This is a genomic window from Mixta hanseatica, from assembly GCF_023517775.1.
Taxonomy (GTDB): Bacteria; Pseudomonadota; Gammaproteobacteria; order Enterobacterales; family Enterobacteriaceae; genus Mixta; species Mixta hanseatica.
This window is the reverse complement of sequence record NZ_CP082904.1, coordinates 3364636-3388936: the sequence shown is the minus strand read 5'-3', so window position 1 is coordinate 3388936 and position 24301 is coordinate 3364636. Positions and strand designations below refer to the sequence as shown.

The window sequence follows — 24301 nt, the reverse complement described above, 5'->3', positions numbered from 1 at the left end:
TGGTTAGCATGAGCAAACAACTCGCCACACAGCCTCCCGTTAATCCCGTTACGCTGGGAAAAATGGGAGCGGCCTACGGCATTCGTGGTTGGCTCAAAGTGTTTTCTTCCACCGAAGATGCCGACAGCATCTTTGACTATCAGCCCTGGTTCATTCAGCGCGCCGGTAAATGGCAGTTGATTGAGCTGGAAGGCTGGAAGCACCACAATCAGGACATCATCATCAAAGTCAAAGGCATTGATGATCGTGATGCGGCGGCCCAGTTGACTAACTGTGAAATTTTAGTCGACTCCACGCAGTTGCCGGAGCTGGACGAGGGTGATTTTTACTGGAAAGACCTAATGGGTTGCAAAGTAGTCACCGTTGATGGCTATGAAATGGGTAAAGTCATTGATTTGATGGAAACCGGCTCAAACGACGTACTGGTCGTTAAGGCAAACCTGAAAGATGCGTTCGGTGTGAAAGAGCGGTTAATTCCGTTTCTTGATGAACAGGTTATCAAGAAAGTCGATCTCACTACCGGCACCATTGAAGTAGATTGGGATCCTGGTTTTTGACCTCCGAACAAAACGGTAATCCAACGGCGTGCTCTATGTGGATTGGTGTAATCAGCCTGTTTCCAGAGATGTTTCGCGCTATTACCGACTACGGGGTAACTGGCCGGGCAGTAAAAAATGGCCTGCTCAGCGTCCAAAGCTGGAGTCCGCGTGACTTCACGCACGACCGGCATCGTACCGTGGACGATCGTCCTTACGGCGGCGGTCCGGGGATGCTGATGATGGTACAACCCTTGCGGGATGCCATCCACGCAGCGAAAGCGGCGGCGGGAGAGGGCGCTAAGGTGATTTATCTGTCACCTCAGGGGCGCAAACTCGATCAAAATGGAGTTTGCGAACTGGCGACGCAGCAGAAATTGATTCTGGTTTGCGGCCGCTATGAAGGGATCGATGAGCGTGTGATCCAGACTGAAATCGATGAAGAATGGTCGATTGGGGATTACGTACTCAGTGGTGGAGAGTTGCCAGCGATGACGTTGATTGATTCAGTCGCCCGGTTTATACCTGGTGTGCTGGGCAAGCAGGCGTCAGCTGAAGAAGATTCGTTTTCCGAAGGCTTGCTGGACTGTCCGCACTATACCCGTCCTGAAGTGTTAGAAGAGCTGGAGGTTCCGCCAGTATTACTGTCGGGCAACCATGCTGAGATTCGCCGCTGGCGCCTGAAACAGTCGCTTGGCCGTACCTGGCTTAGAAGACCTGAACTTCTGGAAAACCTGGCTCTGACTGAAGAGCAAGCAAAGTTGCTTAGCGAGTTCCAGCAGGAATTCAGCGCGCAACAAAACTATGATGCGGAAGGTTAGCCTTCCGATAAGATCAGTTTACCCAGGATAAGAGATTTAATTATGAGCAACATTATCAAGCAAATCGAACAAGAGCAGATGAAGCAGGACGTACCTTCTTTCCGTCCGGGTGATTCCGTGGAAGTGAAAGTATGGGTCGTTGAAGGTTCTAAAAAGCGTCTGCAGGCATTCGAGGGCGTGGTTATCGCTATTCGTAACCGCGGTCTGCACTCTGCATTCACTGTTCGCAAAATTTCCAATGGCGAAGGTGTTGAGCGTGTATTCCAGACTCACTCACCGGTCATTGACAGCATCACCGTGAAACGTCGTGGTGCCGTGCGTAAAGCGAAACTGTACTACCTGCGTGAGCGTACTGGTAAAGCAGCTCGTATCAAAGAGCGCCTTAACTAAGAGCTCGCGTAAGCGACATCTTAAAGTTAATAGCAATAAAGGGGTTAGCATCAGGCTAACCCCTTTTTTATGTTTAAATATCAGCCTGTTTAGCTGACATTGTCACTTCGCTGCGCCAGTCCACAATTGTATAAAAAATGTCATAAACGGCGGAACCTCTGATGCCCACAACCTACACACAGGGAATCGTGTATAAGTTGTACTGATGTTATTTTCACCAGATTAGACACGAGTTTTAACTAACAACATGCAGCAATCGTGCGTGGCGGTGATCTTATCGCGCCTGATTATTGCTGACTTAACTCTGGAGTCTATCGAACATGACTAACGGCATTCAGCGTCAACCCACAGCGCCAAACTTTTCCCGTCCCATCAATAATCAGGCCGATGCCGCGGGCAGCAGCCAAACGCAAGGTGCGCGCAGCCATAGCGCCAGCGGCGCAGGCCAGGCAGGTAATACAGCAGCGACAGGGGGCGTCGATGCGCAGCGCCAGAAGAACATCAAAGATTTACAAAATCTGATGAAAGAATATTTCACCGCCGGCGAGGGCATGGAAGAACTGAGGAATTCACGCGCCACCGGACTGCATGAGATGGGCTATGACCAGCACAGCGCCCGCAGCGTATTGACGAAGGGAAAGAACCTTGATGCAGCTACCGATGCGGCCCTGAGCGCCCTGGGAGCGGTGGCCTTCGCCACTTCCTCTTTTCCATCAGAAGCGCTGGCAAAAGTCGCTAACAACTACTTTGGTTTTCCCGAAGGGACGCTGAGCGCAGAAGCGGTTAACGGCGCCATCGGCGGAGGCACGGCGATGGTGATGAAATCGTTCTGGGATAAAGTTTCGGCCAATGCCCAGCATGACGCTAAATGGATGGATGCCGATATGGATAAACTGGAGCCAGCGATGCAGGAAACCGTCAAACGTCGCGAAGGGCTGGGCCACAATATGAAGCTGGCCATTCTGGGTGGAACTGGTTATAACGCGCGCAACGTCATTACCGGCACGGTAGCGACCAGCGTAGCGGGGCTGTCGGAGTCGCAGCGCTATGCGGCTAATACGGCAACCAGTACGCCACTGACCGTGGCGGCAGGCGCCCTGAGCGGCTTCGTGCAGAATAAAGCCAATAATCTGCATGGCCCGGAGTTTCTGCTGGGGCGTACCGACTGGAAAGAGCGTTTTAAGCAGCTTGATGATACCAAGCCTATGGATCAGGTAGTAAAGGGCGGCGCAAAACGGTTAGCGGACGCTGCGCAGGGTTTGGTTTCTCCTCGTCAGCTGACCAAAGGCGGCATGAATATTTTGTCAGGCAATATGGTTGCCGAAACGATGGCGCTTGGCGCTGGTCTGGCGGGCGTGAATAGTCTGCGCAATATGACCCGTCATGCAATGGAGAAAGAGACGGGCAATATTAACGCGCAGCAGGCAGTCGAGCAGCTGGTTAACCTTTTTGGGGCCGCCGCCGCTTATGCCGGGCAGGGCGTGGCAGGAACCATTGCCGGTAAGCCTGTCGCCACCAACGATCAGGCGATAGACAGCTTCTTTGATAACCATCCTACGCTGGACATCAATAGTGGCAGGCACCGTGATAATGCAGGAGGCAATGCGGCGGCGACAGGCAATGCTGGTAATACAGCGGCGACAGCCAATACGGGTAATGCGGCAGCGACAGGCAATACTGGCAATACGGTTGCCGCAGGGCCGGCACGACAGGACGGAACATCGGCGGCAGGCAATAATAACGCGCCTGCCGACCAGACCACTGACATTCCTCTGCGTCCGCTTACCCAGGCGGCTGGCTCCTCATCACAGGCGGCTGCTTCCTCCTCCCGTGCCGATAACGCCTCGCAGCAAAGCCTCGACAGCGCTTTTGTTGCACGTCCAGGAAGCGCCAGCAGCCAGGCAAGCTTTCAATCAGCGATTAGCAGAGCAAGTTCCCCCGAGGAGTTAAGCGCGATCCAGGTACAGCAAAAAGTTGCTGAAGCGTCAGGTGAATGGCCGTTAAAAAATCAATGATGACCAGACGAGCAGCTTTAAATCAAAGCTTGCTTTGCCTGAGCAAATAAACAGGATAGCGACCGCTCAGAAACCGGTTCGCGCCCGGTCAGGGATGACCCTATAACGTAACCGCAGGATGCCCGGAAACGAAATCCTCACGACGCAGATGATAGATCGCAGCGGTCACCGGTCCCTTATCCATTACAATCAGACCATAGCGCAGGCCGATTAACCGTGCACCGCAGCTCAGCGCGACAGCGCGGCTGGCATGGTTATCTTCAGCCGCTAAAATCTCAATAATGTTAATTTCAGGACGCCGGAAACCTGCTCTGGCCAGCTGCATGACCGCCTGATGAGCAACGCCTTTGCGCTGTTCTTTCTGACGTACCCAGTAACCTATCGCGCTGTTTTCTTCTGACGTTTTTCCATAACGGATCCCAGCGGCGCCCAGAAAACGATGATCGCTGGCGGCGAAAATACCCATTTCATTCGCTTCGCCTTTTTCCCGTTGGCGATCGATCAGGCGAAACCATTCAATTGCTTCTTCTGGCTGATAATTTTCATGCGCCCAGGACATCCATGGTTGTAGCGAAGAGAGCGACTCATTAATCGCCGTAGCATAGTCCACGGCATCGGTAGACAGCATCGGGCGCAAATAAATATCCATCATGTCTCCATTTAAGCTAAGCGTTTTACACTGCAGCCATTGCAAAACCAGATAGTGATAAATGGTTGTTAAAGAACCATTGTTACTTAATTTCGCTCTGATAGCGCGGATCGGCTTAACGTTTTTTTAGCGTGGCTAGATGCTTAGTGTAAATATAACTGTACGTATTCTTTGGCTTCCCTGGGAATGCTTTTATTTATTATTAATATTTAAATCATGCACTTAAAATTAATTTTAGCCGTGGTAATTTTTATATGGTAAAAAATATGTACACATGGATGATGTGCTGTATTACCTGTGTTACATTATTTGCTTGCCGCAATGACGAAAAGGCCAGAATGAGGATTGCCGACATGCAGAAAGATGCGCTGAATAATGTTCATATTACTGAAGAACAGATTTTGATCACCCCGGAACAGCTTAAGCAAAAGTTTCCGCTCAATGCGCAGCTTGAGGCGCAGGTAGCCGAGGCGCGACAAACTATTTCCAGGATTATTGCCGGTCGGGATCATCGGCTGTTGGTGGTGTGCGGCCCTTGTTCTGTGCACGATCCTGAAGCCGCGCTCGCCTATGCCCGTCAGCTAAAAGATCTTTCTGAACAGCTGAAGGATCAGCTGTATATCGTCATGCGCGTCTATTTTGAAAAACCTCGTACTACCGTTGGCTGGAAAGGGCTAATCAACGATCCTTATATGGATAACTCTTTCGATGTGGAGGCGGGGCTGCACATTGCTCGTCAGCTGCTGGTGAATCTGGTTGAAATGGGGCTGCCGTTAGCCACTGAAGCGCTGGATCCCAATAGCCCGCAATACCTCGGCGATCTGTTCAGCTGGTCGGCTATCGGCGCGCGTACCACTGAATCACAAACCCATCGTGAGATGGCTTCTGGCCTTTCGATGCCGGTAGGCTTTAAGAATGGCACTGACGGTAGCCTGGGCACTGCCATTAATGCCATGCGCGCCGCTGCTATGCCGCACCGTTTTGTGGGGATTAATCAGGCCGGACAAGTCTGCCTGCTGCAAACGCAGGGCAATCCGGATGGGCACGTTATTCTGCGCGGCGGTAAAACCCCTAATTACAGCCCGGCAGACGTTGAACAGTGCGAAAACGAGATGCTGAAAGCGGGACTACGGCCGGCGCTGATGATAGATTGCAGCCATGGTAATTCAAATAAAGACTATCGCCGCCAGCCTGGCGTTGCTGAATCTGCCGTTATGCAAATCAGAGACGGCAACCGTTCTATTATTGGCCTGATGCTGGAAAGCCATATTCATGAAGGTAGCCAGTCTTCTGAGCAGCCGCGTAGCGAAATGCGTTACGGGGTATCGGTGACCGATGCCTGTATTAGTTGGGAAACTACCGCGCAGCTGTTACAAAGCATCCATCAGGATCTCAGCGGCGTTCTGGCGGCGCGTTTGTCACAGGAGAGTTAAAACAAGATGGTGGCTGAACTGAACGCGCTGCGCGATCAAATTGATGAGGTAGATAAGGCTCTGCTCGATTTGCTGGCTAAACGGCTGCAGTTGGTGGCTGAAGTCGGAGAAGTGAAAAGCCGTTACGGCTTGCCGATCTATGTGCCTGAGCGTGAAGCAACCATGCTGGCTTCACGGCGTAAAGAGGCGGAAGCGCTTGGCGTGCCGCCTGACTTAATTGAGGACGTGTTACGTCGCGTCATGCGGGAATCCTATTCCAGCGAAAATGATAAGGGCTTCAAAACGCTCTGTCCTGAGCTGCGTCCGGTGGTTATCGTCGGCGGCAAAGGGCGCATGGGCCAGCTGTTTGAGAAGATGCTGACGCTTTCCGGTTATCAGGTAAAAATTCTTGATAAGGAAGAGTGGGAGCAGGCGCCGTTACTGCTGCAGGATGCGGGTATGGTGATCGTTAGCGTCCCTATCCATCTGACAGAACAGGTGATTGCTCAGCTGCCGCCGTTACCGGAAGACTGCATCCTGGTCGATATCGCCTCGGTAAAAAATCGTCCGCTGCAGGCGATGCTGGCCGCGCATTCAGGGCCGGTATTAGGACTGCATCCTATGTTTGGCCCGGATAGCGGTAGCCTGGCGAAGCAGGTGGTGGTGTGGTGTGACGGACGTCAGCCGGAAGCTTATCAGTGGTTCCTTGAGCAAATTCAGGTATGGGGCGCGCGGTTACATCGCATCAGCGCCGAAGAACACGATCAAAACATGGCCTTTATTCAGGCGCTGCGCCACTTCGCCACTTTTGCTTACGGCTTACATCTGGCTGAAGAAAATGTACAGCTTGAGCAGTTGCTGGCGCTCTCTTCGCCCATCTACCGGCTGGAATTGGCGATGGTGGGACGCCTGTTTGCTCAGGATCCGCAGCTTTACGCCGATATCATCATGTCTTCTGAAAGTAATCTGGCGTTGATTAAGCGTTACTATCAACGTTTCGGTGAAGCGATTGCTCTGCTGGAGCAAAGCAATAAGCAGGGCTTTATTGATAGCTTCCGTAAAGTCGAGCAATGGTTCGGGGATTATGCGCCGCGCTTTATGCTGGAGAGCCGTTCGCTGCTGCGTTCAGCCAATGATAATCGGATTTAATTGCAGGGGTTGAAAGCCGGTTAAAGGCATAAAACAAAAAAGCCCGTATGAATACGGGCTTTTTTGTTTTATGCCTGCGGCGGTTGTCCATTGGACGCGGTGATACCACCATCCACCGGCAGGTTAACGCCGGTAATATAGCGGGCATCGTCGCTGGCCAGGAACGCGATGGCGGCAGCAAGCTCTTTTGCTTCGCCCGGACGGCCAAGTGCAATACGCTCGTTAAACTTCGCCATCAGCTGGGCGTTGCTTTGCATATCTTCGGTCATATCCGTAATGGTCAGGCCGGGGCAAATAGCATTAACCCGCACGCCATCTTTACCATAATCCATCGCCAGCGCGCGGGTGAAGTTAGTAATGGCGCCTTTAGCGGCGTTATAAATACTCATTCCCCAGTCGCCGCCCAGGCCGGAAACGGAAGAAATATTGATAACGTTGCCGCCGCTTTCCAGCAGCATCGGCATAAAGGCGCGAGTACAGTAGAAAACGCCATTCAGGTCAGTAGACATAACTTTTGTCCAGTCTTCATCGCTGGCCTGATGAATTTTTCCTGAGGTAGTCACACCGGCATTATTAACCAGTACATCCGCATGACCATAGTGATCGCGTACCTGTTCCATCAGGGCTTCGACCTCTTCCCGTTTCGATACGTCGGCAACGACAACCAGATGATCCCCTGCCTTCAGCGTGGCAAAGGTATTATTCAGTTTTTCCCGGGTACGCCCTATCAGCACCACGCTGGCTCCTTCCTCGGCAAAACGTTGCGCGCTTGCTGCGCCAATACCTGAGCCTGCGCCAGTCACTACCACAACTTTATTACTGAAACGTTCCATTGCGCCTCCTTGTTGATGCCAACTCGCTAATCCCAATGATTAGCAGCTTATTAAGCCTGGCATAACAGCGGCAGACGGCAGCCGTAAAGCGCAGAAACGTGCATAACTTACTGTTTTAAAATCAGTATTAATCTTTAGAAATTGTTAATGAACGCTGGCGGAGCGGGGTGCCAGCCCCGCCGGGCTGGCACCACCTTTTATTGCGGATCGACCGGCACGATATTCTCGCCGGGATAGCAGCCCAACACTTTTAATGAGCGGGTGATGGCGCGTAGCTCCTGGAGCGCCTGTTGCATCTCATTGGTGCGCAGATTGCCCTGCACATCCAGATAGAACATCTCTTCCCACGGATTGCCGTTAATAGGCCGCGATTCCAGCTTGCTCATGATCAGGTTGTGCTGGCGCAACACCAGCAGTGCTTCCACCAGCGCGCCGGATTGCTGGCCGGTAGCCATAATCAGGGTGGTTTTAGCTGGCACCTGTTCAGAAACGTCAACCGGCTTACGCGCCAGAACAATAAAGCGGGTGATGTTTTGTTGCTGATTCGCCAGATGGCGCTCCAGAACCTGCAGATGATAAAGCTCGCCGCCCGCCTCGCTGCCTAATGCGGCCGCTTTAGGCGAATTCAACGCTGCTACTTTTTCCATCGCTGCCGCGGTGCTTTCGGTGTATTCGATTTTCCAGTGAGGGAAACGATTAATAAACTGGCTGCACTGCTGAAAAGGCTGAGGATGACTGTAAACGGTTTCGATTTGCTGTAAATCCGTCGAGCCGGTAACCAGAACGCAGTGATCGATAGGCACCGTCATCTCGCCAACGATCGACAGGCTGGTTTGCTGCAGGAGATCGTAAACCTCATTGATGGAGCCAGAACTGGTATTCTCAATCGGCAATACGGCGTAATCCGCCTGGCCGCTTTCCACTTCCTGAATAATGTCCTGAAACTTTTGGCAGCCGCTTTCAATCACGTTTTCAAAATGACGCGCGCCGTACTTACGCGCTGCCAGATGGGAGTAGGAGCCTTTCGGTCCCAGGAATGCGATGCGAGCGGATTGTTGGTTGGTTTGGTTCAGGTGCTTTTGCAGCAGCGCCTGCTGGGTAAGCACAGAATCTTCAATAATCAGTTGAAACAGGCGCGTAATAAAATGAGCATCCAGCTGGTGGCTTTTACCCAGCGTAATTAATCGCTCCAGCAAATCGCGCTCGCGGTCGATATCACGCACCGGCCGATGCGTAGCCATCTTGGCTTTCGCCACGTCGATGGCCAACGCGCGCCGTTCAGCAAGCAAATTCAGCAATTTTTCATCAATGGCGCTGATTTTATCGCGCAGGGCCAACAGCGGATTTTCCGATTTCATAGCTTTACCTGTCAGATGTCCATAATAAAAAAAGCCCCCCGTGGCGGGAGGCTTTATTGTTCGTCTTCGCTTTCTTTTTCTGCGACGAAACGCCTCCCGAATCAGGGGAAGGTAAAAAAGAAAGCGAAGAAAAACGAAGATTTCATCATATAACCTGCTGTTGTGGATGCTGTTAAAGTAACCGTAGCGTTTTGCCACTGTCAATAAAAAACGCGCCCGCAGGCGCGTTATGCAATCAATGACGCCCCGTGCACTCGGGGGCGCACTGGCGTTTATACTTCATCATCGACGGGCGTTAAACCTTTCACGCTGGCGTTAGCGCGGCGCGCTTCGCCTTTATGCTGAACTTTATTCAGCTGGCGCTCCAGTTTACTGATGAGCTCATTGATAGCCGCATACATATCCTCATGGGCAGCGCTGGCGACCAGCGGGCCATTAGGAGTATTGATCGTTGCATCGGCAACATATTCTTTAGGTTCTCTTGAAAGAACGATATGCGGGTTGATTAGGTGAGTCTGCCACTTTTCAAGCTTGGAGAGACGGTCTTCGACATGCTGGCGGATAGCCGGGGTGATTTCCATTTGTTTGCTGGTAATGTTCACAATCATCATGTTTACCTCTCTGTCATTGCCGTCTTAGTAAGTGTAGCATACCGTGCAGAGGGGTTAATTTTGTGATGGCAATCACATTAAGAAGTCACTTTTTGTCAAGGAAATGAAATCTGTGAGGGGACACGGTAAATGTGCTGAAACCCCTTGTGGAACACGCTGCGGCAGGGCAGACTTAATGAGTTAACAGCAGAGCGGAAAGTAAAATCTGCTGTTTTTATCAACAAAAAAGCAGCCTGCAGGCTGCTTTTTTGCTGTGTATCTAATCAGGCCTGATTAGCAGCGATAATCTTCGCCACTTTATCCGCCTGCGCATTCAACTGCAGCTTACGATAGGCGTTTTCCATCAGCGGCAGCGCAGTGCGCGTTGCCTGGGTGTCCGGGTAATCCTTCAGCATTTGCTCAACGCGATTGACTACCGCGACATAGGCTTCGCGTTTCGTGTAGAATTGCGCCACGGAAAGCTCATATTTTGCCAGGCGGTCTTTCAGATAGACCAGGCGCTTGCGCGCATCGGTGGCATACTGGCTGCTCGGCCAGTTACGTAACAGCTGAGAAAAGTCACGGAAGGCGGCGCGCGCATGCTCGGGATCGCGATCGGAGCGATCGATTCCGAAGAAGCCTTGCAGAGCGGAATCGTCTAACGCCATATCCGTCAGGCCCTTCATATATAGAACATAATCAATGTTCGGATGTGTCGGGTTCAGGCGCATAAAGCGATCGATGGCGGCCTGAGCCATCGGCAGATCGGCGTTTTTGTAGTAAGCGTAGATCAGATCCAGCTGAACTTGTTGGGCGTAAGGGCCAAATGGATAGCGGTTATCCAGCGCTTCCAGTTGCGTTATTGCGCCTTTAAAGTTACCGTCCTGCAGTTTTTGCTGAGCCGTTGCATAAAGCTCAGAAGGCGGACTGTCAGGCACTTGATCCTTAGAGCTTGAACAACCCGCAAGAGCCAGGCTCAACGTGGCTGCAGCCACCAGATATTTCATACGCGTCATGACGATTTGATTATCCTCAGAGTGTGTTATTGCGGAAGCTGTCCATTAAGCTCCCGATAGTGACCAGGTACGATAGCACATTATATTAAACGGCATCGCCGTGAAAACCCAACGTTAACGAAGAAGCTGTTTATGGCACAACAAGTAAAACTCACCGCAACGGTCTCCGAATCGCAACTCGGACAACGCTTAGATCAGTCTTTGGCGGAATTGTTCCCTGATTATTCGCGTTCGCGCATAAAAGAGTGGATTCTCGATCGTCGTGTGAGCGTCAACGGTAACATCGTTGACACGCCGAAGGAAAAAGTATTGGGCGGCGAAGCCGTGGCAATCGAGGCGGAAATTGAAGAAGAAGCGCGCTGGGAAGCGCAGGATATCCCGTTGGATATCGTCTACGAAGATGAACATATTCTGGTGATCAACAAGCCGCGCGATCTGGTCGTGCATCCGGGAGCAGGTAATCCGGACGGCACCGTACTGAATGCGCTGTTACATCATTATCCGGCCATCTCTGACGTGCCGCGTGCGGGCATCGTCCACCGCCTGGATAAAGATACCACTGGCCTGATGGTGGTAGCGAAAACCGTTCCTGCGCAAACGCATCTGGTCGAGTCACTGCAGCTGCGTGAAATTACCCGTGAATATGAGGCGGTCGCCATTGGCAATATGACCGCGGGCGGCATTGTTGATGAGCCTATCAGCCGTCACTCAACCAAGCGTACGCATATGGCGGTGCACCCAATGGGGAAACATGCCGTGACGCACTATCGGGTGATGGAGCATTTCCGCGCGCATACGCGTCTGCGTCTGCGTCTGGAAACCGGCCGTACCCACCAGATCCGCGTGCATATGTCGCATATCAACCATCCGCTAGTGGGCGATCCGCTGTATGGCGGCCGTCCACGACCGCCAAAAGGCGCTTCTGAAGCCTTTATTGCAACGTTACGCGGCTTTGATCGCCAGGCGCTACACGCCACTATGCTACGCCTCTATCATCCGGTTACCGGCATTGAGATGGAATGGCATGCGCCACTTCCGCAGGATATGGTCGATCTGATTGATGCCCTGAAAGCCGATACTGAAGCCTTTAAAGATCAGCTGGACTGGCTATGAGCAATCTGATTGTTCCTGACTGGCCGGCGCCGGCAAGAGTACGCGCCTGCAGTACAACGCGTGCCGGTGGCGTCAGCGAGGCCCCCTGGGATTCGCTGAACCTGGGCGATCATGTCGGCGATCGGCCCGCGGCGGTGCAGGCTAACCGACAGCGTCTGGTCGAGATGGCCGGCTTGCCCGCCATGCCCTGGTGGCTGGAGCAGGTTCACGGCACGGAGGTGGTTCGTCTTGATGGCCGGGAAGCCGCTACGCGTCGCGCGGATGCGGTCTGGAGCAATCAAACCGGGGCTGTTTGCGCCGTCATGACGGCCGATTGCCTGCCGGTTCTTTTCTGTTCTTTCGATGGTAAAGAAGTCGCGGCGGCCCATGCGGGCTGGCGCGGGCTTTGCGCCGGCGTACTGGAAAATACGCTCGCCCAGTTTTCCGCGCCGCCGCAGGAAATTCATGTCTGGATGGGGCCGGCAATAGGGCCAGACGCTTTTGAAGTCGGTCCCGAGGTCAGAAGCGCCTTTATGGCTCACGATCCGGCCGCGGATGAGGCTTTCCGTGCTGCTGGCGATAAATTTTATGCCGATCTGTGGCTACTGGCGCGTCAGCGCTTGATTGCTCAGGGCGTAAGCTCTATTAGTGGGGGCGGACGCTGTACCTGGCATGATTCCGCTCATTTTTTCTCCTGGCGACGCAGCGGTACTACCGGGCGTATGGCAAGTTTGATCTGGCTGATATAACCTTACGCCACAAGACGATCCAGGGTGCGCTTTTTTTCACCATAATACAGGTCAAAGACCTTGAAAATCTGAGGCCAGGCCTCATTTCATCTCCAGTAGCATTTTGACCTGTATTGGGAGGAATCATGCGTCTGGATCGTCTTACTAACAAATTCCAGCTTGCGCTCGCCGATGCTCAATCCCTCGCCCTTGGGCGCGATAACCAATTCATCGAACCTCTTCACTTGATGAGCGCTCTGCTCAATCAAGAAGGCGGCACTGTGCGTCCTTTACTGACGGCGGCCGGCGTAGATGTTGGCGGATTACGTAACGGTGTAGAGCAGGCTATCAGCCGTCTGCCGCAGGTTGAAGGGACTGACGGCGACGTCCAGCCTTCTGCCGATCTGGTGCGGGTACTTAACCTGTGCGACAAGCTGGCGCAGAAGCGCGGCGACAACTTTATTTCATCTGAATTATTTGTTCTGGCTGCGCTTGATTCGCGCGGCTCGCTGGCGGATTTATTAAAATCATCCGGCGCGACAAACGATAAGCTAACGAAAGCTATTGAGCAAATGCGTGGGGGAGAGGGCGTGAACGATCAAGGGGCTGAAGACCAGCGCCAGGCATTGAAAAAATACACCATCGATCTTACCGAGCGTGCGGAACAGGGCAAGCTTGATCCGGTTATCGGCCGTGATGAAGAGATCCGTCGTACTATTCAGGTATTGCAACGTCGCACCAAAAACAACCCGGTGCTGATCGGGGAACCCGGCGTCGGTAAAACAGCTATCGTTGAAGGGCTGGCGCAGCGCATCGTCAACGGCGAGGTGCCGGAAGGGCTGAAAGGCCGTCGGGTGCTGGCGCTGGATATGGGGGCGCTGGTGGCTGGCGCTAAATATCGCGGTGAGTTTGAAGAGCGTCTTAAAGGGGTGCTGAACGATCTCTCTAAACAGGAAGGCAACGTCATTCTGTTTATTGATGAACTGCATACCATGGTCGGCGCAGGGAAAGCCGATGGCGCGATGGATGCAGGTAATATGCTGAAGCCTGCTCTGGCGCGCGGCGAGCTGCACTGCGTTGGCGCAACTACTCTTGATGAGTATCGGCAGTATATTGAAAAGGATGCCGCGCTGGAGCGTCGTTTCCAGAAAGTGTTCGTTGCTCAACCCAGCGTTGAAGATACCATCGCGATTCTGCGTGGCCTGAAAGAGCGCTATGAGCTGCATCACCACGTACAAATCACCGATCCGGCTATTGTTGCCGCGGCTACGCTGTCGCATCGTTATATTGCCGATCGTCAACTGCCCGATAAAGCGATCGACCTGATTGATGAAGCCGCTTCCAGTATCCGTTTACAAATCGACTCTAAACCGGAAGCGCTGGATCGCCTGGAGCGCCGCGTTATTCAGCTGAAGCTGGAACAGCAGGCGCTGAAGAAAGAGTCGGATGAGGCCAGCCTGAAGCGTCTTGAGATGCTGGAGGATGAGCTGAATCAGAAAGAGCGCGAATATGCCGAGCTGGAAGAAGAGTGGAAGGCAGAAAAAGCCTCGCTCTCTGGCACTCAGAACATTAAAGCGGAGCTGGAACAGGCGAAAATCGCCCTGGAGCAGGCGCGTCGCTCCGGCGATCTCGGCCGTATGTCTGAGCTGCAGTATGGCAAGATCCCAGAGTTGGAAAAACAGCTAACGGCGGCCACACAGGCGGAAGGGAAAACCATGCGCCTGCTGCGTAACCGCGTGACCGACGTTGAGATCGCCGATGTACTGGCGCGTTGGACCGGCATCCCGGTGGCCCGGATGATGGAAGGCGAACGTGAAAAACTGCTGCGTATGGAGCAAGAGCTGCATCAGCGCGTTATCGGCCAGAATGAAGCGGTAGAAGCGGTTTCCAATGCGATACGCCGTAGCCGCGCGGGCTTATCCGATCCGAACCGTCCGATTGGTTCGTTCCTGTTCCTTGGTCCGACCGGGGTAGGTAAAACCGAGCTGTGCAAGGCATTGGCTAACTTCCTGTTCGACAGTGACGACGCGATGGTGCGTATCGACATGTCAGAGTTTATGGAGAAACATTCGGTGTCGCGGTTGGTGGGCGCGCCTCCGGGCTACGTTGGCTATGAAGAAGGCGGTTACCTCACCGAGGCCGTTCGGCGTCGTCCTTATTCGGTCATTCTGCTGGATGAGGTAGAGAAGGCGCATCCTGATGTCTTCAATATCCTGTTGCAGGTATTAGATGATGGACGACTGACGGATGGGCAGGGACGTACCGTTGATTTCCGCAATACCGTGGTGATCATGACGTCTAACCTGGGTTCCGATCTGATTCAGGAACGCTTTGGCGAGCTGGACTATAGCGCGATGAAGGATGTGGTGATGTCGGTAGTAAGCCATCACTTCCGTCCGGAGTTCATCAACCGTATCGATGAAGTCGTTGTATTCCATCCTCTGGGTGAAAAACATATCGCCTCGATTGCTAATATCCAGCTGCAGCGGCTGTACAAACGTCTGGAAGAGCGCGGTTTTACGGTGAATATGTCAGAAGAGGCATTGAAACTGCTGGGGCAGAACGGTTATGACCCGGTATATGGGGCTCGTCCGTTAAAACGCGCGATTCAGCAGCAGGTAGAAAACCCGCTGGCGCAGCAAATTTTGTCAGGAAATCTGCTGCCGGGCAAAGCAATAGAGATAGATGTGAAGGATGGTATGATCGTCGCGTATCAATAAAATGACGAAAAATGGGCCGAAAGGCCCATTTTTACTTATATTGTGAGCGAAATTGCACGGTTTATAAGCGGCGTGCCTGAAATGTGAACGGTTGGAGTTTTTTTTGCAATTAGCGCTTGTCAGGCGCCGAGAACTCCCTATAATGCGCCTCCATCGACACGGCACAACGGCTTACGCCACGCAGTGTTGAGCGGTTCAGCGAAGTCTGAATCGCCGGAGAAAAACTTCTGAAAAAAAAGGGGTTGACTCTGAAAGAGGAAAGCGTAATATACGCCACCTCGCGACAACGGCACGAAACGCCGGTCGCACCGCTCTTTAACAATTTATCAGACAATCTGTGTGGGCACTCACGGAAGGGATATCGCAAAAATAATTGCAGTATCAAGTCTCAGAGTGAACACGTAATTCATTACGACGTTTTTCTCGAGCATCAGACTTTTAATTGAAGAGTTTGATCATGGCTCAGATTGAACGCTGGCGGCAGGCCTAACACATGCAAGTCGAACGGTAACAGAGAGCAGCTTGCTGCTCTGCTGACGAGTGGCGGACGGGTGAGTAATGTCTGGGGATCTGCCCGATGGAGGGGGATAACCACTGGAAACGGTGGCTAATACCGCATAACGTCGCAAGACCAAAGTGGGGGACCTTCGGGCCTCACACCATCGGATGAACCCAGATGGGATTAGCTAGTAGGTGGGGTAACGGCTCACCTAGGCGACGATCCCTAGCTGGTCTGAGAGGATGACCAGCCACACTGGAACTGAGACACGGTCCAGACTCCTACGGGAGGCAGCAGTGGGGAATATTGCACAATGGGCGCAAGCCTGATGCAGCCATGCCGCGTGTATGAAGAAGGCCTTCGGGTTGTAAAGTACTTTCAGCGGGGAGGAAGGGAGTGAGGTTAATAACCTTATTCATTGACGTTACCCGCAGAAGAAGCACCGGCTAACTCCGTGCCAGCAGCCGCGGTAATACGGAGGGTGCAAGCGTTAATCGGAATTACTGGGCGTAAAGCGCACGCAGGCGGTCTGTCAAGTCGGATGTGAAATCCCCGGGCTCAACCCGGGAACTGCATTCGAAACTGGCAGGCTAGAGTCTCGTAGAGGGGGGTAGAATTCCAGGTGTAGCGGTGAAATGCGTAGAGATCTGGAGGAATACCGGTGGCGAAGGCGGCCCCCTGGACGAAGACTGACGCTCAGGTGCGAAAGCGTGGGGAGCAAACAGGATTAGATACCCTGGTAGTCCACGCCGTAAACGATGTCGACTTGGAGGCTGTGAGCTTGACTCGTGGCTTCCGGAGCTAACGCGTTAAGTCGACCGCCTGGGGAGTACGGCCGCAAGGTTAAAACTCAAATGAATTGACGGGGGCCCGCACAAGCGGTGGAGCATGTGGTTTAATTCGATGCAACGCGAAGAACCTTACCTGGCCTTGACATCCACGGAATTCTGCAGAGATGCGGAAGTGCCTTCGGGAACCGTGAGACAGGTGCTGCATGGCTGTCGTCAGCTCGTGTTGTGAAATGTTGGGTTAAGTCCCGCAACGAGCGCAACCCTTATCCTTTGTTGCCAGCGGTTCGGCCGGGAACTCAAAGGAGACTGCCGGTGATAAACCGGAGGAAGGTGGGGATGACGTCAAGTCATCATGGCCCTTACGGCCAGGGCTACACACGTGCTACAATGGCGCATACAAAGAGAAGCGACCTCGCGAGAGCAAGCGGACCTCATAAAGTGCGTCGTAGTCCGGATCGGAGTCTGCAACTCGACTCCGTGAAGTCGGAATCGCTAGTAATCGTGGATCAGAATGCCACGGTGAATACGTTCCCGGGCCTTGTACACACCGCCCGTCACACCATGGGAGTGGGTTGCAAAAGAAGTAGGTAGCTTAACCTTCGGGAGGGCGCTTACCACTTTGTGATTCATGACTGGGGTGAAGTCGTAACAAGGTAACCGTAGGGGAACCTGCGGTTGGATCACCTCCTTACCATGCTGAATCCCGCCCGTGAAGTGCTCACACAGATTGTCTGATAGAAGTAACGAGCAAGGCGTTTACGCGTAGGGGGTACAGTGACAAAAGATATTGTCGCTCGATTTTCTTAAGAAAATCTCGCCCTTACACGAAATTAGCGAATCGGTGATTCGCACAGCAAATTTCGTGTCCCCTTCGTCTAGAGGCCCAGGACACCGCCCTTTCACGGCGGTAACAGGGGTTCGAATCCCCTAGGGGACGCCACTTGCTGGTCTGTGAGTGAAAGTCACCTGCCAAAATATCTTAAAACTGACTGAGAAGTCGGCTTTAAGATATTGCTCTTTAACAATCCGGAAACAAGCTGAAAATTGAAAACGGAACAACGTTATGTTGTTCACGATTCTCTCAATACTTACATCCCGAATCAGTACACCGGGACGAGCGAGCAAAACGACAGCAAGGCGTACAGCGCGCAGCAGGCGGAGTGGACTTATTGTCCATGAGCATGGCGAGCACTGCACAACGAAGCTGACGTGATGCGCAGCCGTCACGAGACGTCTGTGGGTTGTGAGGTTAAGCGAATAAGCGTACACGGTGGATGCCCTGGCAGTCAGAGGCGATGAAGGGCGTGCTAATCTGCGATAAGCGCCGGTAAGGTGATATGAACCGCTATCAACCGGCGATACCCGAATGGGGAAACCCAGTGCAATCCGTTGCACTATCATGTCATGAATACATAGTGGCATGAGGCGAACCGGGGGAACTGAAACATCTAAGTACCCCGAGGAAAAGAAATCAACCGAGATTCCCTGAGTAGCGGCGAGCGAACGGGGAACAGCCCAGAGCCTGAATCAGCATGTGTGTCAGTGGAAGCGTCTGGAAAGGCGCACGGTACAGGGTGACAGTCCCGTACACGAAGATGCATGTGCTGTGAGCTCGATGAGTAGGGCGGGACACGTGGTATCCTGTCTGAATATGGGGGGACCATCCTCCAAGGCTAAATACTCCTGACTGACCGATAGTGAACCAGTACCGTGAGGGAAAGGCGAAAAGAACCCCGGCGAGGGGAGTGAAAAAGAACCTGAAACCGTGTACGTACAAGCAGTGGGAGCCTCTTTATGGGGTGACTGCGTACCTTTTGTATAATGGGTCAGCGACTTATATTCTGTAGCAAGGTTAACCGTATAGGGGAGCCGCAGGGAAACCGAGTCTTAACCGGGCGCTAAGTTGCAGGGTATAGACCCGAAACCCGGTGATCTAGCCATGGGCAGGTTGAAGGTTGGGTAACACTAACTGGAGGACCGAACCGACTAATGTTGAAAAATTAGCGGATGACCTGTGGCTGGGGGTGAAAGGCCAATCAAACCGGGAGATAGCTGGTTCTCCCCGAAAGCTATTTAGGTAGCGCCTCGTGAATTCATCTCCGGGGGTAGAGCACTGTTTCGGCTAGGGGGCCATCCCGGCTTACCAACCCGATGCAAACTGCGAATACCGGAGAATGTTATCACGGGAGACACACGGCGGGTGCTAACGTCCGTCGTGAAGAGGGAAACAACCCAGACCGCCAGCTAAGGTCCCAAAGTCATGGTTAAGTGGGAAACGATGTGGGAAGGCCCAGACAGCCAGGATGTTGGCTTAGAAGCAGCCATCATTTAAAGAAAGCGTAATAGCTCACTGGTCGAGTCGGCCTGCGCGGAAGATGTAACGGGGCTAAACCATGCACCGAAGCTGCGGCAGCGACACTGTGTGTTGTTGGGTAGGGGAGCGTTCTGTAAGCCGTCGAAGGTGTGCTGTGAGGCATGCTGGAGGTATCAGAAGTGCGAATGCTGACATAAGTAACGATAAAGCGGGTGAAAAGCCCGCTCGCCGGAAGACCAAGGGTTCCTGTCCAACGTTAATCGGGGCAGGGTGAGTCGACCCCTAAGGCGAGGCCGAAAGGCGTAGTCGATGGGAAACGGGTTAATATTCCCGTACTCGGTGTTACTGCGAAGGGGGGACGGAGAAGGCTATGTTGGCCGGGCGACGGTTGTCCCGGTTTAAGCGTGTAGGCTGACTTTCCAGGCAAATCCGGAAAGTCAAGGCTGAGGCGTGACGACGAGGCACCACGGTGCTGAAGCAACAAATGCCCTGCTTCCAGGAAAAGCCTCTAAGCATCAGGTAACAACGAATCGTACCCCAAACCGACACAGGTGGTCAGGTAGAGAATACCAAGGCGCTTGAGAGAACTCGGGTGAAGGAACTAGGCAAAATGGTGCCGTAACTTCGGGAGAAGGCACGCTGGCATGTAGGTGGAGGGACTTGCTCCCCGAGCCGAAGCCAGTCGAAGATACCAGCTGGCTGCAACTGTTTATTAAAAACACAGCACTGTGCAAACACGAAAGTGGACGTATACGGTGTGACGCCTGCCCGGTGCCGGAAGGTTAATTGATGGGGTTATCGCAAGAGAAGCTCCTGATCGAAGCCCCGGTAAACGGCGGCCGTAACTATAACGGTCCTAAGGTAGCGAAATTCCTTGTCGGGTAAGTTCCGACCTGCACGAATGGCGTAATGATGGCCAGGCTGTCTCCACCCGAGACTCAGTGAAATTGAACTCGCTGTGAAGATGCAGTGTACCCGCGGCAAGACGGAAAGACCCCGTGAACCTTTACTACAGCTTGACACTGAACATTGAGCCTTGATGTGCAGGATAGGTGGGAGGCTGTGAAGTGCGGACGCCAGTTCGCACGGAGCCATCCTTGAAATACCACCCTTTAATGTTTGATGTTCTAACCTGGCGCCGTGAACCGGCGTGGGGACAGTGTCTGGTGGGTAGTTTGACTGGGGCGGTCTCCTCCCAAAGTGTAACGGAGGAGTACGAAGGTCAGCTAATCACGGTCGGACATCGTGAGGTTAGTGCAATGGCATAAGCTGGCTTGACTGCGAGAGTGACGGTTCGAGCAGGTGCGAAAGCAGGTCATAGTGATCCGGTGGTTCTGAATGGAAGGGCCATCGCTCAACGGATAAAAGGTACTCCGGGGATAACAGGCTGATACCGCCCAAGAGTTCATATCGACGGCGGTGTTTGGCACCTCGATGTCGGCTCATCACATCCTGGGGCTGAAGTAGGTCCCAAGGGTATGGCTGTTCGCCATTTAAAGTGGTACGCGAGCTGGGTTTAGAACGTCGTGAGACAGTTCGGTCCCTATCTGCCGTGGGCGCTGGAAGACTGAGAGGGGTTGCTCCTAGTACGAGAGGACCGGAGTGAACGCACCGCTGGTGTTCGGGTTGTCATGCCAATGGCACTGCCCGGTAGCTAAGTGCGGAAGAGATAAGTGCTGAAAGCATCTAAGCACGAAACTTGCCTCGAGATGAGTCTTCCCTGAGACCCTGAGTCTCCTGAAGGGACGTTGAAGACGACGACGTTGATAGGCCGGGTGTGTAAGCGCAGCGATGCGTTGAGCTAACCGGTACTAATGACCCGTGAGGCTTAACCTTACAACGCCACAGGCGTTTTGGATTGAGAGATTTTCAGCTTTGTTCACCGGATAGATATTTGCGGGAACGGAAGATTTTGTGCTGAAGCCAGGCGGCCAGCGAGACATAACGAAGGCGCATACAGAAGTATGTAACTGAGTTATGCGAGAGCAGCCAACGCAGTAGCAGCGCAAAAGAGCCGTTCCGTGCACAAAGAATTTGCCTGGCGGCAAGAGCGCGGTGGTCCCACCTGACCCCATGCCGAACTCAGAAGTGAAACGCCGTAGCGCCGATGGTAGTGTGGGGCTTCCCCATGCGAGAGTAGGGAACTGCCAGGCATCAAACAAACGACAGAGCCTCAGCGAAAGCTGAGGCTTTTTCGTGTCTGCGGTTTACGGAAAGCCGTAATTCCTGCCACTTCACAAAACCCATTCCCTGAATACAAAACATTTTCTTAACATCATGCTTTAATGCTTTACTGACTTTTTGGCCTTTTTAGGCAGCAAGGAACCACAGTGAGGCACTATATGGCTGATGTGATCACCAATAGCAAACAGGAAAACGTCGCAGGGGCGACAAACAAAGCCCGCATTCGCGCTATCATCGGCGCATCGTCGGGTAATCTTGTCGAATGGTTTGATTTCTACGTTTACTCCTTTTGCTCCCTTTATTTTGCGCACATTTTTTTCCCAACGGGCAACACCACTACACAGCTGGTTCAAACCGCTGGCGTTTTTGCTGCGGGTTTTTTGATGCGTCCAATAGGCGGATGGCTTTTTGGCTGGATTGGCGATCGTCATGGCCGTAAGACCTCAATGCTAATCTCCGTCTGTATGATGTGTTTTGGTTCGCTGGTGATTGCCTGTTTACCTGGCTACGCCACGCTGGGGATCTGGGCACCAATACTGCTGCTATTGGCGCGTCTGTTTCAGGGATTATCGGTCGGTGGAGAATATGGCACCAGCGCGACCTATATGAGCGAAGTGGCGGTAGAGGGACGTAAAGGATATTATGCCTCATTTCAATATGTTACCTTGATCGGCGGCCAGCTACTGGCATTGCTTACTGTGGTGGTTTTACAACATTTGCTGGAGCCGGAAGCGCTTCGCAGCTGGGGATGGCGTATTCCTTTTGCTTTGGGCGCGGTATTGGCGATAGTTGCGCTATTTCTGCGACGTTCGCTAAACGAAACCACCAGTGATAAAACCCGACAGCATCAGGATGCGGGACGGCTACGCGGCTTATGGAAACATCGGTGCGCATTTTTAATGGTGTTAGGTTTTACCGCCGGCGGATCGTTAAGCTTCTATACCTTCACCACCTACATGCAAAAATATCTGGTTAATACCGCCGGTATGGATGCTAAAAACGCCAGTGCGTTAATGACGCTGGCGCTGTTTATTTTTATGCTCATTCAGCCATTGATGGGCGCATTATCAGACAGGATTGGGCGGCGTAACTCAATGCTCATTTTTGGCGCCGGCGCCACGCTTTGTACCGTGCCGATCCTGACGTTGTTGCAGAACAGCGAAAGCGGCTGGCTGATATTTGTTCTGGTGATGCTGGCGTTATTGATTACCAGTTTCTACACCTCTATCAGCGGCATCGTAAAAGCAGAGATGTTTCCACCCGAAGTCCGCGCATTAGGCGTTGGCCTTTCTTATGCCGTAGCGAATGCTATTTTTGGCGGCTCGGCAGAATATGTCGCGCTATCACTTAAAGCGGCTGGACATGAAAGCTGGTTTTTCTGGTATGTTTCAGTAATGGGAGCGTTGGCATTGCTGGTATCGCTAATGCTGCATCGCAAAGGGCAGGGCATGAAACTCTAAGCTACTGGCCCACATTCCACAGTGCAAAGCCGGCCGCTGCGCCGGCAATATCCCAGCTTAAATCTTTCCAGCTCCAGCCGCTTCCTTCCGGGCGGCTGTCATAAAGTTCCTTTGCCGCGCCGAGGCTAAAAGCGAACATCAAACCAAAACTGTTGCTGCGGTGCTGCGACCAGTTTTGCTGCTGCCCATATTCATTGCCTGCGGCAGAGAGCAGCGCCGATCCAATAAAATGCTGGGCCTTATCCTGGCCGGTCCAGCTATCCTGCGCCATATGGCTACAGCCTGTACAGCATAAGCAAAATAAGATCGCTGCTACTCGCATCGCCGCTCCTGACCTGAAAGGTGCATTAAGGCGCGTTATGACATCCTGTCGCTTACAGGATACGGCTAATTAGCCGGTCGATCCTGATACGGCGCAGGCGCCTGATTAGCTTACGTACTTTTACCGGATAGTCGGCAATACTGTCGAGATCGCGGAAGTGTTTTACTACGCTGGTATGTTGACGAATCAGCGCCAGTTCATGTTCGCGCTGTTCCGCCAGCTGTTGCAACGGATCATGAATCAACACCGCATTTTCCAGATCCAGACGCCAGGCGCGCGGGTTAAGGTTATTACCGGTGATCAGCATCCACTCTTCATCCACCCACATGCCTTTCAGGTGGTAGCTGTTTTCACCGTCTTTCCACAGGCGTACGGTCAGCTGACCGTTGCTTACGTAATATTGCAGCCTGCTCAGGAAACGCCGCAGATTGATCTCATACAGATAGGGCAGCGCGCCAATAATTTTAAACGGTTGATCTTCGGGAATATAAAAATCATTTGCCGTTTTATCGCCGACGATTATCTCCACTTCCTTACCCTGACGCAGCAGCCAAATGATATTTCGTACCAGAATGGCGGGCAGATTAAAATAGGGAGTACAGAGCGTGAGTTTCTGCTCCGTACAGGGCATCAGATGATAAATAGTCTTATTGAGCAGGCTGCGCTTTCCCAGCCCAACCAGCGGCGTTACCGCCAGCTCTTCATTGCCGGCATTCGGCGTAAAATGATAGTCAAAGCCACGCAGATCCTGACGGAACTGGCGCGTTTCATTTTTAATTTCCGGGCTGGTAGGACGTTCATGATGATCGAGGCGATGGACCGCTTCCGCTTTTTTCAGGTTGCGATCGATCCATTCAAACATGGTATCGGCTAATTGCGGATTACGAATCAGCTGATAGCGATCGTAGCGATATTTATCATGTTGATGCAGATAGACATCATTGATGCTGGCGCCGCTATAGAACAGCGTATCATCGATGATAAAACCTTTCAGATGCAGCACGCCCAGCGCTTCACGAGTGTTAACCGGAATACCGTAGACCGGAATCGCAATATCCGGATGCTGGCTGGCCATATCGCAATACCAGTCAGCGTTAGTCACGCCTTTCGCATCACCAATACGGCCGCGCTGTGCCCGATGCCAGTCAACCAGCACGCTGATATCCAGTTCCGGGCGCGCGCGCCTGGCGTCGTAAAGCGCGGACAGAACGGCGCGTCCGGCATCATCATTTTCCAGATAGAGCGCCACAATGCAGATGCGCTGCGTAGCACTGGCGATTTTCTCCAGCAGTGTCGCGCGGAACTCGGATGGTGAGTAAAGCGTAGTTACATCAGCAACTGACTGAGACAGTTTGGGCAGCTGTGCAAGGTGTTGTTGGTGTTTATTGCGCTTAAATTTAGACAACATCACAGTGCGCTTCT

The 24301-nt window shown here is 52.8% G+C and carries 18 protein-coding genes, 1 tRNA gene, 3 rRNA genes and 1 other annotated feature; of the genes, 14 read left to right on the top strand and 8 right to left on the bottom strand.

Translation table 11 applies throughout. The annotated features are described in order from the left end of the window. Window positions 1-8: 8 nt before the first annotated feature. From rimM to K6958_RS16135, 4 genes are all read left to right on the top strand, one after another. Window positions 9-557, top strand: a complete 549-nt coding sequence (rimM, locus tag K6958_RS16150) for a ribosome maturation factor RimM (protein ID WP_249892062.1) — start codon at window positions 9-11, stop codon at window positions 555-557. Window positions 558-592: 35 nt separating this feature from the next. After that, window positions 593-1357 (top strand): tRNA (guanosine(37)-N1)-methyltransferase TrmD, encoded by a 765-nt coding sequence (gene trmD / locus K6958_RS16145; RefSeq protein WP_249892061.1) that lies wholly within the window; start codon window positions 593-595, stop codon window positions 1355-1357. A gap of 42 nt (window positions 1358-1399) precedes the next feature. Then, a complete protein-coding gene (gene rplS, locus K6958_RS16140; RefSeq protein WP_085070477.1) occupies window positions 1400-1747 on the top strand; it encodes a 50S ribosomal protein L19 in 348 nt (115 codons plus the stop codon). Window positions 1748-2067: 320 nt separating this feature from the next. Next, complete coding sequence (locus K6958_RS16135) at window positions 2068-3762, top strand: hypothetical protein (RefSeq protein WP_249892060.1); 1695 nt, start codon at window positions 2068-2070, stop codon at window positions 3760-3762. Between the two features lie 100 nt (window positions 3763-3862). On the opposite strand, the gene K6958_RS16130 is transcribed toward K6958_RS16135, so the two are convergent. Then, complete coding sequence (locus K6958_RS16130; protein ID WP_350355796.1) at window positions 3863-4414, bottom strand: GNAT family N-acetyltransferase; 552 nt, start codon at window positions 4412-4414, stop codon at window positions 3863-3865. Window positions 4415-4764: 350 nt separating this feature from the next. Here K6958_RS16130 and K6958_RS16125 point away from each other — a divergent pair, with 350 nt between their 5' ends. Together K6958_RS16125 and tyrA are read left to right on the top strand one after the other, a co-directional pair. After that, the gene (locus tag K6958_RS16125; RefSeq protein WP_249892059.1) at window positions 4765-5844 is read left to right on the top strand and encodes a 3-deoxy-7-phosphoheptulonate synthase; all 1080 of its coding nucleotides are present in this window, start codon (window positions 4765-4767) and stop codon (window positions 5842-5844) included. A gap of 6 nt (window positions 5845-5850) precedes the next feature. Then, the gene (gene tyrA, locus K6958_RS16120; protein WP_249892058.1) at window positions 5851-6972 is read left to right on the top strand and encodes a bifunctional chorismate mutase/prephenate dehydrogenase; all 1122 of its coding nucleotides are present in this window, start codon (window positions 5851-5853) and stop codon (window positions 6970-6972) included. A 68-nt stretch (window positions 6973-7040) separates the two neighbouring features. On the opposite strand, the gene budC is transcribed toward tyrA, so the two are convergent. From budC to bamD, 5 genes are all read right to left on the bottom strand, one after another. After that, complete coding sequence (gene budC, locus K6958_RS16115) at window positions 7041-7805, bottom strand: meso-2,3-butanediol dehydrogenase (RefSeq protein WP_249892057.1); 765 nt, start codon at window positions 7803-7805, stop codon at window positions 7041-7043. A gap of 197 nt (window positions 7806-8002) precedes the next feature. After that, window positions 8003-9163 carry a bifunctional chorismate mutase/prephenate dehydratase gene (gene pheA, locus K6958_RS16110; RefSeq protein ID WP_249892056.1) on the bottom strand — a complete coding sequence of 387 codons (1161 nt, stop codon included), beginning with the start codon at window positions 9161-9163 and terminating at the stop codon, window positions 8003-8005. Between the two features lie 24 nt (window positions 9164-9187). After that, window positions 9188-9313, bottom strand: a sequence feature (Phe leader region). Next, the gene (locus K6958_RS21340; protein ID WP_434085223.1) at window positions 9265-9309 is read right to left on the bottom strand and encodes a hypothetical protein; all 45 of its coding nucleotides are present in this window, start codon (window positions 9307-9309) and stop codon (window positions 9265-9267) included. Its footprint overlaps the feature before it by 45 nt. 122 nt (window positions 9314-9435) lie before the next feature. Continuing rightward, entirely contained in the window at window positions 9436-9771 is a 336-nt protein-coding gene (gene raiA / locus K6958_RS16105) for a ribosome-associated translation inhibitor RaiA (protein WP_249894713.1), read from the bottom strand. Between the two features lie 266 nt (window positions 9772-10037). Continuing rightward, entirely contained in the window at window positions 10038-10769 is a 732-nt protein-coding gene (gene bamD / locus K6958_RS16100) for an outer membrane protein assembly factor BamD (RefSeq protein WP_249892055.1), read from the bottom strand. Between the two features lie 132 nt (window positions 10770-10901). On the opposite strand from bamD, the gene rluD reads away from it, so the two are divergent. The 8 genes from rluD (at window position 10902) to K6958_RS16060 (ending at window position 22557) form a co-directional block, all read left to right on the top strand. After that, window positions 10902-11882 (top strand): 23S rRNA pseudouridine(1911/1915/1917) synthase RluD, encoded by a 981-nt coding sequence (rluD, locus tag K6958_RS16095; protein ID WP_249892054.1) that lies wholly within the window; start codon window positions 10902-10904, stop codon window positions 11880-11882. Further along, window positions 11879-12610: a purine nucleoside phosphorylase YfiH gene (gene yfiH, locus K6958_RS16090; protein ID WP_249892053.1), complete on the top strand. Its 732-nt coding sequence runs from the start codon at window positions 11879-11881 to the stop codon at window positions 12608-12610. The genes rluD and yfiH overlap by 4 nt, the downstream gene beginning before the upstream one ends. Before the next feature lie 125 nt (window positions 12611-12735). After that, window positions 12736-15309, top strand: coding sequence for an ATP-dependent chaperone ClpB (gene clpB / locus K6958_RS16085; protein WP_249892052.1), 2574 nt, complete (start codon window positions 12736-12738; stop codon window positions 15307-15309). A 439-nt stretch (window positions 15310-15748) separates the two neighbouring features. Further along, window positions 15749-17290 (top strand): 16S ribosomal RNA (locus tag K6958_RS16080). Between the two features lie 173 nt (window positions 17291-17463). Then, window positions 17464-17539, top strand: a tRNA-Glu gene (locus K6958_RS16075). Between the two features lie 307 nt (window positions 17540-17846). Then, a 23S ribosomal RNA gene (locus K6958_RS16070) occupies window positions 17847-20749 on the top strand. Between the two features lie 201 nt (window positions 20750-20950). Next, window positions 20951-21066 (top strand): 5S ribosomal RNA (gene rrf / locus K6958_RS16065). Together the 16S, 23S and 5S rRNA genes with 1 tRNA gene alongside form the textbook arrangement of a ribosomal RNA operon. Before the next feature lie 189 nt (window positions 21067-21255). Beyond that, complete coding sequence (locus K6958_RS16060) at window positions 21256-22557, top strand: MFS family transporter (protein WP_249892051.1); 1302 nt, start codon at window positions 21256-21258, stop codon at window positions 22555-22557. A gap of 1 nt (window position 22558) precedes the next feature. Here K6958_RS16060 and K6958_RS16055 read toward each other — a convergent pair whose 3' ends face one another. Together K6958_RS16055 and pssA are read right to left on the bottom strand one after the other, a co-directional pair. Further along, entirely contained in the window at window positions 22559-22879 is a 321-nt protein-coding gene (locus K6958_RS16055; protein WP_249892050.1) for a YfiM family lipoprotein, read from the bottom strand. Window positions 22880-22931: 52 nt separating this feature from the next. Continuing rightward, window positions 22932-24287, bottom strand: coding sequence for a CDP-diacylglycerol--serine O-phosphatidyltransferase (gene pssA / locus K6958_RS16050; RefSeq protein WP_249892049.1), 1356 nt, complete (start codon window positions 24285-24287; stop codon window positions 22932-22934). Window positions 24288-24301: the final 14 nt, after the last annotated feature.

Bases quoted from the DNA above. Each gene is read 5' to 3' on its own strand.
- K6958_RS16135 (WP_249892060.1), top strand. From the start codon at position 2,068: ATGACTAACGGCATTCAGCGTCAACCCACAGCGCCAAACTTTTCCCGT.
- raiA (WP_249894713.1), bottom strand. From the start codon at position 9,771: ATGATTGTGAACATTACCAGCAAACAAATGGAAATCACCCCGGCTATC.
- K6958_RS16130 (WP_350355796.1), bottom strand. From the start codon at position 4,414: ATGATGGATATTTATTTGCGCCCGATGCTGTCTACCGATGCCGTGGAC.
- pheA (WP_249892056.1), bottom strand. From the start codon at position 9,163: ATGAAATCGGAAAATCCGCTGTTGGCCCTGCGCGATAAAATCAGCGCC.
- K6958_RS16055 (WP_249892050.1), bottom strand. From the start codon at position 22,879: ATGCGAGTAGCAGCGATCTTATTTTGCTTATGCTGTACAGGCTGTAGC.
- budC (WP_249892057.1), bottom strand. From the start codon at position 7,805: ATGGAACGTTTCAGTAATAAAGTTGTGGTAGTGACTGGCGCAGGCTCA.
- rluD (WP_249892054.1), top strand. From the start codon at position 10,902: ATGGCACAACAAGTAAAACTCACCGCAACGGTCTCCGAATCGCAACTC.
- clpB (WP_249892052.1), top strand. From the start codon at position 12,736: ATGCGTCTGGATCGTCTTACTAACAAATTCCAGCTTGCGCTCGCCGAT.
- K6958_RS16060 (WP_249892051.1), top strand. From the start codon at position 21,256: ATGGCTGATGTGATCACCAATAGCAAACAGGAAAACGTCGCAGGGGCG.
- trmD (WP_249892061.1), top strand. From the start codon at position 593: ATGTGGATTGGTGTAATCAGCCTGTTTCCAGAGATGTTTCGCGCTATT.
- pssA (WP_249892049.1), bottom strand. From the start codon at position 24,287: ATGTTGTCTAAATTTAAGCGCAATAAACACCAACAACACCTTGCACAG.
- yfiH (WP_249892053.1), top strand. From the start codon at position 11,879: ATGAGCAATCTGATTGTTCCTGACTGGCCGGCGCCGGCAAGAGTACGC.
- bamD (WP_249892055.1), bottom strand. From the start codon at position 10,769: ATGACGCGTATGAAATATCTGGTGGCTGCAGCCACGTTGAGCCTGGCT.
- rimM (WP_249892062.1), top strand. From the start codon at position 9: ATGAGCAAACAACTCGCCACACAGCCTCCCGTTAATCCCGTTACGCTG.
- tyrA (WP_249892058.1), top strand. From the start codon at position 5,851: ATGGTGGCTGAACTGAACGCGCTGCGCGATCAAATTGATGAGGTAGAT.
- K6958_RS16125 (WP_249892059.1), top strand. From the start codon at position 4,765: ATGCAGAAAGATGCGCTGAATAATGTTCATATTACTGAAGAACAGATT.
- rplS (WP_085070477.1), top strand. From the start codon at position 1,400: ATGAGCAACATTATCAAGCAAATCGAACAAGAGCAGATGAAGCAGGAC.